Consider the following 13161-nt stretch of genomic DNA (forward strand, 5'->3'; position numbering starts at 1 on the left):
AGGATCCCGGGACCGATGCCCCCGATTGCGGCTGCAAGGAGGACGGGGGGCACGAAAAGAATGTAGATTGCCCGATCATCTAGAACACCCATTAGGAAATAGCGAAGGACAAAGGCAATCAAGACCGCGGTGGCGGCAAATCCGTACGCTTTGACGGGTGACGAATTTCTGTGGAGCACGCAATCCGAAATGGTGCGCATGAAGCCGGCCCGACCAGTGAGCATTATGTCTTCTTCCGCGATTCCCAGTTGCACTCGAACTGACGTTTATCATCCAGGCAATGCTGCTGTCACATGGAAAGCCGAACCTCTGCCTTGCCGAAACGGCGATTGGAATGTTGTTTCAGTCCGGATGATGGACCTGATGACGGTCGGGTTGGGGAACCAGTCTTGCGCTTTCGTGACTCAAGTGCCGGTCGCCCAGGGTGTCAAGGTCAGCGGCGCCACGCCCTTAATAGGCGCGAGTAAAACCGCCATCGTGCAGGATGTTCAAGCCTGTCATGTGATCCGAAAACTGCGAAAGCAATCCCTCGACCACGATCGCAACCTCGGCTGGCTCGCCATATTTGCGGAGTGGAACATTGTCCGTCTCGATGGCGAGCTGCGCCTCAAAGGAAATGCCGTTCTTCTGCGCCTTCGTTTCGAGTTTGTCTCGGTACCACGGAGAAAGTGTACCGCCGAGGGACAGGGTGTTGACGTGAATACCTCGGCTTCCAAGCGCGAAGGCGAGCGTTTTGGCTTCGCCGATCCAAGCGGTTCTGATGACGTTGGCCGTTGCGTAGTGGCCCAGGACTTGCGCTGACGAGATGCCGGAGATGATGACGATCTTGGCTCGCCGGCCCCGGGCGGGGTCCGGGTTCATGCGTGCGATCGCGGTTTTCAGCAACCCCAGCGGGCCGATGAAGCTTACCTGAAACAAGTGTCGCCAGACGTCAGGGGCGGGCATTGGATCGTCATCAGCATGCGGTTGCGGTGGCATGAGTACCACCCCATCGAGATTGACATGCTCGCTTTCCATTCTCGATGCGAAAGCATCGATGGCGCGATCCTCACCTATGTCGGTCGCCCATGCCCGGTGCGTTCCACCAAGATCCCCAGCTAAGGCATCGAGTTTGGCCTGATTGCGCGCCACCAGCATCAAAGAATGATGCGGGGCCATTCGTCGGCAGATTGCTTCACCGATGCCACCGGTTGCTCCGGTTATCAGATAGGTTCCCATTTATCGCTCCCCGGACCGCGCGGAAGTCCCACCATATTGCGACCGGCGCTATGAAGCCGTAGCCTCTGTCGTGATTAACTCGACCCTCGTCGCGCAGCTTTGCGGCCACAAAATTATTCCGCGCCGTGGTGTCGGGCAATCATGCAAACGGGTGAACACGCGGTCGCGGATGTTGCGGGTCCAGTCCCGGCGCTAGTGGAGAGTTTTGGGCCAGGTCACATCCACGAACCGTCCAATCGACCGAAGGTAAGTGATAATCTCAGACTTGAGGGATGCGCGGTTGCCGTACCGTTGGGCGATCCGTCTCAATTCCTCTTTGGCTTCTTGCTGCTCGTCGACGTCGCCAAGCACATACATGTCGTTGCCCACGGCGTTGATGTCGCAACCCGCCGCAATCACCTCGGCGACAAAACTCGGGATCTCATGGACATTCATGATACGCTTGCTGTCGGTCATGCAGCCTCGCTTGCTGAACGACAAACGAAGGCGAGGGCATCGGGTTCCGCGCCTCCGCGAGATTGATCTTTCCGAGCAAGGCGAGGTTACGTGTTTGATGTCATTTTAGCGCGCTCTCAATAACAACTGAATTGCCTACCGGAGATAGCCCACTGCGGGTTTCGCAGGTGTTTTCGCCATCCTGACTAGGCCTTCGTCCAGTGGCGGGAGTGTGGATTTCCACACCTTACCTTCTTCCGCGTTGGCGAAAAGCTAAACCAATGCAGAAAGCACGAATTTCTAAAGGTTGCCGGATGCCTGCGCACGATGTTCCTTACGCAACCGAAGGAAAGGACTCAGCCGGGAAAACGCAGGCGCCCTTCATGCTCGGCAAGGTAGTTTAAGTCATCGCATCGCGAGCATCACTGTCGGCATCCTGCTTCTCGCGCTCGCCGTTGTCGCGTTGCGTGTTTGCCTAACCGTTGGACGTTGGGTAGCGTTTCCACAAGTCGTGATGAGTGGTGAAGAATTCCGATAGATTAGCGATCCTTGACCTTCATGTCTTCTTATCGTGTCTGAACGCTTCGGCAAATCGGGACATCAGCCGCACCAGATCTTCAACATCCTTCTCCTCCCATGTAGCGAAGATCGCTCGGCACATCCGCTCGCGCGCTGCATCGAGTTTGTCGGTCATATGCTTTCCCTCCTTCGTTATGTCCGCTTCTCGAATGCGTCGGTCGGCAACGCTTCCCTTGCGAGCGACGAGACCCAGGCTATCGAGCTTACCGACTTGCCGACTAACCGTCGTGTAATCCAACCCTATGCGCTCAGCCAGCTCAACAACGCCGATCGGCCCGAAACGCTCGATGGCTATCAGGAGGCGAAACAGCGCGCGATCCAGCGTAATCCCTGCTTCACGCATGAGTTCGTCGTCGCGCTGGGGACGGTTCATCGCGCTGACGATCTCGATCAAGGCACCGTGAAGATCGCGCATCATCGCGGAGGTGCGTGTATTTTGCACATTGTTTGTTGACATCGGTCCCATCTCCATTTATGTGCATAATACACATATGGAGGCAGAGATGACAAATGATTTCGCTGCAGATGTACTCATCTGCGGAGCGGGTGCGGCTGGCCTGACGCTCGCCATTGAACTTGCGCGGCGCGGGGTTTCCTTCCGATTGATCGATCGGCTGAACGCGCCATTTCACGGGTCGCGCGGCAAGGGAATACAGCCCAGAACCCAGGAAATATTCGAAGACCTCGGCATTCTCGACAAGGCTGTGGCAGCAGGCGGACTTTATCCACGCCAACGGACCTATCGGGACGATGGAAGCTACAGCGATACTGACATGGGCGAGATCATTCAGCCAACGCCGGCGGAGCCCTACCATTTGGCGCTCATGGTTCCTCAGTTCATAACCGAACAGATTCTACGCTCGCGCCTGGCCGAACTTGGTGGCCGGGTTGAATTCGGTCTGGAGTTGAAGGGGTTCGAGCAAGATGAGGACGGAGTTACTGCCTTTGTTGCGCATAATGAGCGCGAAGAAATCATTCGGGCACGCTGGCTGATCGGCGCTGACGGCGGCAAGAGCTTCGTGCGACGATCTCTTGGGATCGGTTTTCCCGGGAGCACGCTTGATGCGCGTGCTGTCGTTGCCGACGTCGATCTTTCCGGGCTTTCCCGTGAGGTCGCTCACCGCTTCGCCAGGGGCGGCGACATGAGTTTGCAGATTTGGATCGGTCCGCTTGCCGGCACAGATCTGTTCCAGATCCAGGGACCTGTCGCGCAAGAAGCGCACGTGGATCTCACTCCCGCAGGGCTGACGAAGTTTGTCTCAGAGCGCACAGGTCAAAGCGACGTCGTCGTGCGCGCTGTCTACTGGGCCTCAGACTACGAAATGAACGCTCGCCTGGCTGACAGTTATCGGAGCGGCCGCGCATTCCTGGTCGGCGATGCTGCCCATGTCCATCCGCCGACTGGTGGCCAGGGCCTGAACACCAGTGTGCAGGACGCCTACAATCTGGGCTGGAAACTTTCTGCCGTGTTGCGCGGCGCGCCAGTTCGCTTGCTGGACAGCTACGAGGCAGAGAGGAGACCGGTCGCAGCCACCATGCTCGGCCTGGCAAGCCGCCTGCTTGACGCCCAGAAGCAAGGAGAGATGCGACGCGGCAGGGACGTCCGTCAGCTCGATATCGACTATCCGTTTTCCGGACTGTCGCTGAATTGCACGGCAACGCAGCCTTCTGTTCCTGCCGGCACGCGTGCTCCAGATGCACCCCTTCGCGGAGCCGGAGGACAGATCACCCGCGTCTTCGATCTGCTGAAGGGACCTCATTGGACCTTGCTGGCATACGAGTTCCCAAAGCAGACGGTCAAGTCACGTGCGGGATTGCACGTTCACCGGATCGGCTCCGATGGCGAGTTTTTCGACGCGTGGCAGCATTTCAAGGACGCCTACTCACTGATGCCGGGAGAGTGCGTCCTGGTCCGTCCGGACGGATACGTTGGCGCCGTCTTCGATGCCGAACGAGACGAGGACATAGAAAGCTATTTGGCTGGAGTGAACCTCACCTCTTTGCAGGAGGAACGCCGATGAAGGCGGCAATCGTCGCGGCGATGGGAAGGGAACCCGTTTTGGGTGAAGTCTCCCCGCCTGCCCCTCTCTTTGGAGAGAACTGGATCAAAGTCACCGCAGCCGCGATCAGCCATGTCGCCAAGGCGCGTGTTTCGGGTGCCCACTACAGCGCGAACGAGGTGTTTCCCTTCGTCGTCGGAATCGACGGCGTTGGCAAGCTCGATGACGGGCGTCGTGTCTACTTTGGTCTTCCCCGACCGCCGTTTGGAAGCATGGCTGAGTACGTGGTCGCAGCACCTCGCTTTTGTGTTCCCCTTCCAGACGACCTCGACGATTTTACTGCCGCTGCCGTTGCCAATCCGGGAGCTTCATCTTGGGCAGCGCTGACAGAACGGGCCCGTTTGCAGCCGGGTGAAACGGTATTGATCAACGGAGCGACCGGAACAGCCGGACGCCTCGCAGTGCGGATCGCGAAATGGCTTGGCGCCGGCAAGATTGTGGCAACCGGTAGAAATCCGATTGCGCTTGGCGAACTCAAGCAGAGTGGCGCCGTCACGACCATCCAGCTCGCGGCAGAACCGGAAGCCCTCGAACGCCGATTGGTGGACGAATTTGAACAAGGCATCGATATCGTTATCGACTATCTCTGGGGAAAGAGCGCGGTGTGCCTTTTGACCGCCGCTGCAAAGGCTGGCCGCGACCGGCCGCCGGTGCGTTTTGTGCAGGTGGGGTCCGCCGCTAGTTCTGAGATCTCTTTGCCGGGTGCTTTGTTAAGAGCGTCAGCGCTCGAGTTGATGGGCTGCGGAATTGGCAGCGTATCCGTGCAAAGGCTCGTTGAAATCACCGGCGAGGTGCTGCGTGCCACGATCCCCGGCAATCTGGACATCAATTTTAGAAAGGTCCCGTTCGCGGATTTCGACAAGGCATGGCCTAAGGACGACAGTACATCGCGTACTGTTTTCGACCTTACTCAGGGGGCGACGTGGGGATGAGCGACACCATGTATCCGAAAACCGCTTCCAAGATGCGCCGGAACTGGCAAACCTTGGCGCCACTCTTTCTGATCGTTTGCATCTATGCTGCTGGAATGGCGTCGGTCCTGCCTGTCTTGCCGTTCTACCTGCGGGACTTGGGGGCAGGCCCGTTCATCTTCGGCCTTGTCCTTGCGACGGAAGCATTCATCCAGTTTGTTGCCGCACCCACCCTCGGTCAGCTGTCAGACAGGTTCGGGAGGAAACGCATTCTGCTTGCGAGCCAACTTATGGCAGCCGCGAGTCTTCTTCTCCTCGCGATTGCGCCAAATGTGTTCGTCGTAATTGTAGCGCGCGCTCTCTTTGGACTGACAGGCGGCAATTTCTCCGCCGCCGCAGGTTACGTCGCTGACCACACGACACCTGAGGATCGGAGGCAGGCCCTTAGTATCCTGACCGGTGGCGTAGGTTTGGGCGGTATTAGCGGCGCCGGCTTGTCAGGGTTTCTCTCTAACACTTCGCTGACAATGCCAATCTTTGCAGCCCTTTTCCTCTCGATCGGCGCTGTTGGGCTGACAGTGTTTGCGCTCAAGCGAGATCAAGGAGCATCTCCTCAGACCACAAGATATCAACGCGAGAAAATCTCGTTTCGTGCCATCTTTTCCTCGCCGGTCGTTCGCATCCTGGTTCTTGTGATGTTATGCCATTTTCTTGCCTACGGCATCTATAGCTCGCAAATGCCAGTCTTCCTCGCGGAGACGTTCATCTGGAATGGGGAGCCTTTCGGCCCCCAGCACCTCAGCATCATCGTCGCGGCTGACGGAGTGATCAACATCTTGGTCCAGCTCGTTGTATTGGGTTGGCTCAGCCGGGGGCTCTCCGAACGCCACCTGATCCTTTTGATGTTCGGCCTGGTCTGCACAGGATTTTTGGTGGCCAGCCTGGCGACCACGGTGCCTTTTCTGGCATTGGCGGTCCTTTGCGTGAGCACAGGCGATGCCATGGCCAAGCCAACATATCTTGCGGCCTTGTCCGTTCATGTGCCGGGAAACCGTCAAGGGGTCGTCATGGGTTCCGCCCAATCGCTCGGAGCGTTCACGGACATTGCATCGCCTCTGATCGGCGGTCTGATTCTCGGTCAAAAACTCTACGGCGTGTGGATCGGTCTGGCGATGGGTGTGGCGGCCATAGGCGCCATGTTGGCGGCTGTAAAACTTCCCGCCACAGATCCGGAAACACCGAAGTCGTAGGCTGAGCTTGATCTGCCTCAGAAGATCCTTCCTCAGCGCCGCCGGCAAACGGTGGCTGCCCTCTCCGACGGAGTGACTGGATAAAGCTCTCAATTCGAGAGAATTATAGAATGCCCTTTCACGCCGCACTCGTCAGCGTGTCGATCCTCTTAACGGTTTTAAGCGGATGCACGACACCGGAACGTCCGATGTATAGTTCGTCCGAGGCCGAACGCGCTCAAATTGCAGGATTTGAGAACATCAGGGCTCACGTTGATGATCCGCGGCCAACGGCTTTAGAACATGACCCCTGGAGGCCGGTCGTCGTGAATGGAAGGCCTACTATGCTTGCCATCTCAGGCGGCGGTTCAGACCTCCCTTGCCGCGAGCGGAAACGAGCAATGGCTCAAGCAATATTACTTCACGCGTGCGGCGTTCTCGTTGTTGTGGGTCACAGCTGCCTTGACCATAGGGCAGCAATCATTTGCGATAACTGCCGCACTCCTGATCGCCTATCCGGCTTGGGACGCCGCCGCGAACGTTATTGACGCGGCCAGGAGCGGTGGCTTGGCGGTCAACCGCAGCCAGGCGATCAATGTCACTGCAAGCTCGATCATGACAATTGCCGTGATCATCGCGTTGACGACGAGCATGAACTGGGTTCTTGGCGCATTCGGCCTATGGGCGATTTTTTCAGGCCTGCTTCAGCTTGGAACTGCCCTCCGGCGTTGGAAAACGAGTGGAGGTCAGTGGGCGATGATCTTGAGCGGCGGCCAGTCCGCTCTGGCAGGCGCTGTCTTCATGTACCAAGCGCAAATGCCGGAGGAACCTTTGATCTCCACGGTCGCCGGATATGCAGGCTTCGGAGCATTCTATTTTCTTGTTTCGGCAATATGGTTGAGTATAAGTCTGTCGCGTCTTGGTACGAGTGAAGTAGAACATTAGACTCCGTGTAGCTCTTGTTAAACAGCAGCTCGCCTCAGTCCTGGACTGGAAGCGCTGACAGATAATGGCGACTTGTTTGCCGTTGTATCTCCCGACGTACGTGACGGGCCCGTCGGGAGGACAGCAGTCACGACTTGACAGCCTCACTCTGCTTTTTTTCGCGATACAGGGCACGGTAACGTGCGGGCGATTGGCCAAGGACGCGGCGGAAGCTGGCGGCAAACGCGCTATCAGACGCATAGCCGAGCGACTGAGCAATCCGTGGCAGTGGCTCGTTGCCACGCCGTAGGCGAGCGGCGGCAAGCCGCATCCGCCAGCCCACGAGATAGTCTATCGGGGATGCTCCGACGGTGGCGCGAAATTTTTCGGCGAATCCGGAGCGGGATTGGCCCGCGAGAGATGCCAGTGCCTCCACCGTCCAGCGGTGCGACGGATCGGCGTGGATTGCCCGCAGTGCCGGAGCCAGGCGGGCATCCGCAAGGCCGGCGAGCCAGCCGGGATGCTGCGCTGTCTGGCGCGCCATATAGGCACGCAGGACGTGGATAAATACCAGCCGCAGGAGGTCGTTGCAGGCAATGCGAGCTCCCGGCGCGGTGCTGTTCCACTCCAGGTCCAACTGTTCAAGTAGCCAGCCAATCGGTCCTGCCTCCTCGCGATCGACGACTACGATCGGCGGCAAGGCGTCAGTCAGGAGTGACCCGTCGACGGTGTCGAGGTTGACGCTGCCTCCGAGGAGCACGAAATCCCGGCCATTGCCCACCGAGACATCGAGATTGCCGCCTGCGAACACCTCTGCCGCCGCCATCGGTTTCACGTTGGGAGCGCTGCAAAGCGTAAACGCCTTGCCGCTGACCACAAGACAATCCCCGGCTTCAATGCGCAACGGCGCCTCTCCCTTCGAAATCAGCCAGGCACCGCCTTCGCGGACCGCATTGAATTTCAGATAGCCCGGTGGTGGAAAAGCGACAGACCATGCGCCTCCGGCGGCAAATCGCACGGAGAACAGCGCCCGCGCATCTATGGCGCTGAGCACGTCGGACAGGGGATCATGAATGTTTTGGACGATCACGACAAAAATCCGGATTCTGCAGGCTGGGGGCTCCGAGAACCTACTTGATATAGGGGCGGGACACCAGAGCCACAAATGAAGGAGTAACAACATGTCCGAACAGAAACCTATTGGATCTCGTTTCAGCGCATTCAGCACGGCGCGCGGGGTTACCGAGGGCATCGATCTTTCCGGCAAGATGGCAATTGTCACCGGGGGCTATTCCGGTCTCGGCATCGAGACGACGCGGGCGCTGGCAGGTGCCGGTGCTCATGTCATCGTACCGGCCCGCAATCGCGAAAAGGCCGGACGCACACTCGCCGGTATCGACAATGTTGTTATCGAAGCGATGGATCTTGCGGATCCCGCATCGGTTGCCGCCTTTGCTGGCAAGATCGTTGCGACGGGCATGCCGATCTCAATCCTAGTAAACAGCGCTGGCATCATGGCAACGCCGCTTGCCCGTGATGAGGCTGGGCACGAGAGCCAGTTTGCCACCAACCATCTCGGCCATTTCCGATTGGTTGCAGGCCTGTGGTCAGCCCTTGTCAAGGCAAACGGCGCGCGGGTGGTCTCGGTATCTTCGCGTGGCCATCAAATCGGACCGGTTGATTTCGACGACATTGATTTCAAGACGCGCCCCTATGACAAGTGGCAGGCCTATGGCCAGGCGAAGACGGCAAATGCTTTGTTCGCGCTGGAACTTGATCGCCGCGGAGCCGCGCTTGGCGTGCGAGCATTTTCATTGCATCCGGGCGTTATCCTGACCGATCTCGCCCGCCATCTTACCGAAGACGAGATCAACTCTTTTGATGTCTACGACGAGAATGGCAATCGTCGGGTCGACCCCGCGCGCGACCTCAAGACGCCGGAACAGGGAGCAGCAACAAGCGTCTGGGCAGCAACGCGACCCGAACTCGACGGCATTGGCGGCGTCTACTGCGAAGATTGCGAAGTCGCCCTGCCGCAGACAGAGACGGATGGGACCAGAGGTGTGGCCCCGTGGGCCATGGATCCACAGGCTGCTGAACGGCTCTGGCTGCTTTCTGAGCATTTAACCGGCTTGCCAGTAGGTGATCGTCGAGGCTGAGGCATATCGGCAGACTAGCGCTTTGCGATGTCGCCAGGCGAGGCCTTTGGGCGGTCGACGACCGGCTACATTATGGTCAGTCGGTATCACGCAGTGGTAAAACAGCGGCTCACCTTCAGAAACACACTGAAGTGGTCGATCCGGATAATACCTTCTGTCTCTGGGAGAGGGCGACGCGGATGGTCGCACCGCCACTGCAGGCCGGAACACCCTGTCGGGCCTCGACGGCCCGGCAGGGGGTGCCTATGCGTTGCGCTACTGGCGCGATCAGGCCTTGGCTGCGACCGGAAGCCTGAATGGCGCCCCAAGGCGATTGAACGCGTTCATCGCGGCGATCGTAATCGTCAGATCGACAAGTTCCTTCGGTTCGAAAGCGGCGGCGGCGGCGGCATAGGCCTCGTCGGAGGCATGGGTCTGGCTGACATTCGTGACTTCTTCAGCCCAGGCCAGTGCTGCTCGTTCCTGCTCGCTGAACAGGTGAGGCACCTCGTCCCACACCGGCACAAGCGTGATCTTATCGACCGACATTGTCTTGCGCAGATCGCGACTATGCATGTCGATGCAATGGGCGCAGCCGTTGATCTGCGACACGCGCAGGAAGACGAGATGAACCAGCTCTTCAGGCAGGTTCGTTTTCTTGGTGACGTAGTGATGGACGCCGAAGAGCGCTTTCGCACCCTCGGGGGCGACTTCGGACCAGTTCATGCGGGACATATTGTTTTCCTTTCTCGTGGACACGGTTCTCCGTTCGCCGGAGAAATCGTCGTTGCTTGTGCAGTAGGGGATGGTGTAGGTCGGGTAGGTAGCGCTACGGCTTGCGCGGCGTCGTCAGGGCGGTGTCATCGGTATCGACGACGAAGACGGCGAGCAGCTTCGCCGGCTCGGTCTTGCTGGCGTTGGCGCTGACGTCGTGGCGGTCTCCCGGCAGTTCGGTGAAGTTCTGACCGGCGGTAAAGATCTTCGTCTCGCCGCCGTTTACGGCGCTTAGGATCGCGCCTTCGAGAACCGTGGCGTAGATAAGTGCGGACTTTGCATGCGTATGGGCAGAGCTGTAGCCGCCGGGGCCGTACTCGACGAGAACGCCCTTCACGCTCTTGCCGGGAACGTCCGGGAGGGGATGCTTGTAAACCAGCCTCACCTTCGCGTCCTTCGTGTCATATGCAAGTCCAGGATTGGCGACGTCATGAGCGGACGCTGTGGTCAGAGAGACCGCAAGTGCAGTAGCGGCATAGAATATGGCTTTCATCATTCTTTCCTGCCTATGCTCTGAGCCACTCGGCGATCGTGATCGCGCCCTTGATGGAGTCTCCGCCGGGAACCAGTGAGCCGGTGACAACGGGAGCGCCGAAGTAGTCTACGGCCGCGTCGGCCTCGACCGGACGAGTGTCGCCCTTGGCATTGAGATAGGTCCGGATGAAGGATCCGAACGGTCCCCGTTCGGGCCCGGCAAGATCGACGGGTCCATTCTTCGGCTCGCCGAGCGCGGCTTCCACCAAAGCAGCGGCGACGTCGCCGGCCGCGATCGGTTGGAAGTCGATATCCGGCACTGTCACCGCGCCGTCGGCCGAGTACGCGTCCACCAGCGTCTCCGTGAATTCATGGAATTGTGTCGCACGCACGATGGTGTAGGCCTGGCCCGATGCTGCGACGGCCTCTTCCTGGGCGAGTTTGCCGGCCATGTATGGGTTAGCGGCCAGGCGGTCCGCGTTGACGATCGAGAGGACGACGTGATGACGCACGCCCGCGGCCTGTTCGGCGCTCGTCAGATTGCGGCTCGACGTGTCGAAGAAGTCGGTGATGACGGCCTTGTCGAAGGACATCATGTTCGACACGTCGATGACGGCGTCAGCGCCCGCGAGGGCTTCGGCCAGTCCTTCGCCCGTGTAGGCGTTGATGCCGTTGTGGGAGCTTGCGACGACGGCCTCGTGGCCGGCGTCCTGCAGCAGTTTCACTGCCTTCGAGCCGATCAGGCCCGTGCCGCCGATGACGACGACTTTCTTCATCTTGGTCATGGTGCTTTCTCCTATGACGAGGCGCGATTGCCCGTCTTGCGTTCGTGGAGTTCGAGGAAGGCGCATCCTCGTGCGGCGATTCCGCCGTCGTCGTCTGCATCCAGATCCGCCAGAAGGTCCGCAACGGACACCTTGGCGAGTTCTGCGCGATAGGCCTTCTCAGCCTTCAGCATCGCGGCGTTGATCTGGCAGGGCTTGGTAAAGTAGCGCTGCGGCAGCGGGTTCGGCCCCCGCTGGCGGATTTCCGCGCAGCGGAAAGCTGGCGCCGGTCCTTCGACCGCAAGGACGATGTCGAGAAAGCTAATGTCCTTAGGCGCCTTGGCCAGCCGATAGCCACCCTTCGGCCCCGGCGTCGTCGCAACAATGCCCGCGCCGGACAGCGCCTGCAGGTGCTTCAGCAGATAGCTCGTCGATACGCCGTGGAGTTCGGCCAGGGCTGCCGCCGAAAGGACGCCGTCTTCAGACAATCCCGCAAGAAACGCCGTGCAGTGGATAGCCTGCTCTACGCCTTCGCTCAGTTTCATGTTGCATCTCCTAATCATGGATATAAAATATCTACGATTTGGGTCGAAGTCAATCCCCGATCGTGGGGTCGGTTCGAAATTCGGAATCTCACTCAGCCCAAGAGCTCACCGCGTATCCGGCATCACCGATAAAAATCTGTCAGAACGATCTTCCCAAACAACCCGCCAGCCTCCATTCGGCGATGGGCCTCCGATGTAGCCGCGAGCGGATATACCGCTCCGATGACCGGCTTAAGCACTTGTCCCATCATCGGCAGAACCTGTTCGGTGAAGCGCTGGACCATTGCTCTCTTTTCCGCCCTCGACCGTGACTTCATGACCGTTCCGATCAGCCGCAGGTGGTTGTGAAGCACGACGCCGAGTGGAATGATGGCGTTGTCATCGCGCCCCAACAGGCCCACTTGGACAAGCCGACCACCGGGAGCAAGACTACGAATGTTGCGGGCGAGGTAGGACCCGCCGACAAAGTCGATGATCAGATCGACCCCGCGAGATGCTGTCGCATCGACGACCTCCGCCTCGAAGTCCGACCGCTGATAATCGAACACGGCTTCGGCGCCCAGCGAAAGCACGTTCCCGATGTTGCCCGCCGAAGCGGTGGCCAGCGCGGTTGCTCCTGCCGCTATCGCAAGCTGGGCGGCCGCAGATCCGATGCCGCCTGCAGCAGCATGAATGAGAACGATCTCGCTTTTTGCGATTTGTCCGAGGTGGGCAAGAGCCTCCCAGCCCGTGACGAAGCTTTCCATGACTGCGGCCGCTTCGATGAAGGACATCCCGGTCGGAATGGCAGCCGCCATCCCGCTGTCGAGCCGCGCATACTGGGCATAGGCCCCGCCGCCGACAATCCCCATGACACGGTCGCCGACGGCAAAGCCGGTTACTTCGTTTCCGACGGCGGTCACTTCACCAGCGACCTCGAGGCCGAGTATGTCACTGTCCCCGTAAGTCTGAGCACCATAGACGCCTTCGCGTTGAAGAAGATCAGCGCGGTTGACACCAGCCGCCATGACCTTGATCAGAAGATCGTCTGAGGCATGGGTGCATCGGCGAGGCGCAGAACATCCGCGCCTCCGAAGTCATCGAAGATGATCGCCTTCATTTGGATATCTC

At 59.2% G+C, this 13161-nt stretch carries 14 protein-coding genes and 1 pseudogene; 5 read left to right on the forward strand and 10 right to left on the reverse strand.

The window, feature by feature from the left end:
* The 4 genes and pseudogenes from IB263_RS34000 to IB263_RS32535 all read right to left on the reverse strand — a co-directional run.
* Window positions 1-200, reverse strand: a pseudogene (locus tag IB263_RS34000) (DUF4118 domain-containing protein); the annotation flags it as partial.
* Between the two features lie 250 nt (window positions 201-450).
* Window positions 451-1218, reverse strand: coding sequence for an SDR family NAD(P)-dependent oxidoreductase (locus IB263_RS32525; RefSeq protein ID WP_029742525.1), 768 nt, complete (start codon window positions 1216-1218; stop codon window positions 451-453).
* 192 nt (window positions 1219-1410) lie between these two features.
* Complete coding sequence (locus tag IB263_RS32530) at window positions 1411-1674, reverse strand: hypothetical protein (protein WP_049810946.1); 264 nt, start codon at window positions 1672-1674, stop codon at window positions 1411-1413.
* Window positions 1675-2209: 535 nt separating this feature from the next.
* A complete protein-coding gene (locus IB263_RS32535) occupies window positions 2210-2689 on the reverse strand; it encodes a MarR family winged helix-turn-helix transcriptional regulator (protein WP_192439563.1) in 480 nt (159 codons plus the stop codon).
* Window positions 2690-2735: 46 nt separating this feature from the next.
* Here IB263_RS32535 and IB263_RS32540 point away from each other — a divergent pair, with 46 nt between their 5' ends.
* From IB263_RS32540 to IB263_RS32555, 4 genes are all read left to right on the forward strand, one after another.
* Window positions 2736-4253, forward strand: coding sequence for an FAD-dependent oxidoreductase (locus tag IB263_RS32540; RefSeq protein WP_060520177.1), 1518 nt, complete (start codon window positions 2736-2738; stop codon window positions 4251-4253).
* Window positions 4250-5224, forward strand: a complete 975-nt coding sequence (locus IB263_RS32545; protein ID WP_060520149.1) for a zinc-binding alcohol dehydrogenase family protein — start codon at window positions 4250-4252, stop codon at window positions 5222-5224. The genes IB263_RS32540 and IB263_RS32545 overlap by 4 nt, the downstream gene beginning before the upstream one ends.
* A complete protein-coding gene (locus IB263_RS32550) occupies window positions 5221-6453 on the forward strand; it encodes an MFS transporter (RefSeq protein ID WP_060520150.1) in 1233 nt (410 codons plus the stop codon). Before IB263_RS32545 ends, IB263_RS32550 begins: the two co-directional genes overlap by 4 nt.
* A 327-nt stretch (window positions 6454-6780) precedes the next feature.
* The gene (locus IB263_RS32555) at window positions 6781-7377 is read left to right on the forward strand and encodes a DUF308 domain-containing protein (RefSeq protein ID WP_029742815.1); all 597 of its coding nucleotides are present in this window, start codon (window positions 6781-6783) and stop codon (window positions 7375-7377) included.
* A gap of 127 nt (window positions 7378-7504) precedes the next feature.
* Here the strand turns inward: IB263_RS32555 and IB263_RS32560 are convergent, their stop codons facing one another.
* Window positions 7505-8446, reverse strand: a complete 942-nt coding sequence (locus tag IB263_RS32560; RefSeq protein WP_029742814.1) for an AraC family transcriptional regulator — start codon at window positions 8444-8446, stop codon at window positions 7505-7507.
* Between the two features lie 91 nt (window positions 8447-8537).
* Between IB263_RS32560 and IB263_RS32565 the strand changes: the two genes are divergently transcribed.
* Window positions 8538-9515 (forward strand): oxidoreductase, encoded by a 978-nt coding sequence (locus tag IB263_RS32565; RefSeq protein WP_029742813.1) that lies wholly within the window; start codon window positions 8538-8540, stop codon window positions 9513-9515.
* 267 nt (window positions 9516-9782) lie between these two features.
* On the opposite strand, the gene IB263_RS32570 is transcribed toward IB263_RS32565, so the two are convergent.
* The 5 genes from IB263_RS32570 to IB263_RS32590 form a co-directional block, all read right to left on the reverse strand.
* On the reverse strand, window positions 9783-10229 hold the full coding sequence (locus tag IB263_RS32570; RefSeq protein WP_029742812.1) for a carboxymuconolactone decarboxylase family protein: 447 nt from the start codon (window positions 10227-10229) through the stop codon (window positions 9783-9785).
* A 94-nt stretch (window positions 10230-10323) separates the two neighbouring features.
* The gene (locus IB263_RS32575; RefSeq protein ID WP_371814290.1) at window positions 10324-10764 is read right to left on the reverse strand and encodes a cupin domain-containing protein; all 441 of its coding nucleotides are present in this window, start codon (window positions 10762-10764) and stop codon (window positions 10324-10326) included.
* Between the two features lie 10 nt (window positions 10765-10774).
* Window positions 10775-11527 (reverse strand): SDR family oxidoreductase, encoded by a 753-nt coding sequence (locus IB263_RS32580; protein ID WP_029742810.1) that lies wholly within the window; start codon window positions 11525-11527, stop codon window positions 10775-10777.
* Window positions 11528-11538: 11 nt separating this feature from the next.
* Window positions 11539-12051, reverse strand: coding sequence for an Rrf2 family transcriptional regulator (locus tag IB263_RS32585; protein ID WP_029742809.1), 513 nt, complete (start codon window positions 12049-12051; stop codon window positions 11539-11541).
* A 122-nt stretch (window positions 12052-12173) separates the two neighbouring features.
* On the reverse strand, window positions 12174-13058 hold the full coding sequence (locus tag IB263_RS32590) for a zinc-binding dehydrogenase (protein WP_244496893.1): 885 nt from the start codon (window positions 13056-13058) through the stop codon (window positions 12174-12176).
* Window positions 13059-13161 lie beyond the last annotated feature (103 nt).

It is taken from the genome of Ensifer sp. ENS03, assembly GCF_014852035.1.
GTDB classification, from domain to species: Bacteria; Pseudomonadota; Alphaproteobacteria; order Rhizobiales; family Rhizobiaceae; genus Ensifer; species Ensifer adhaerens.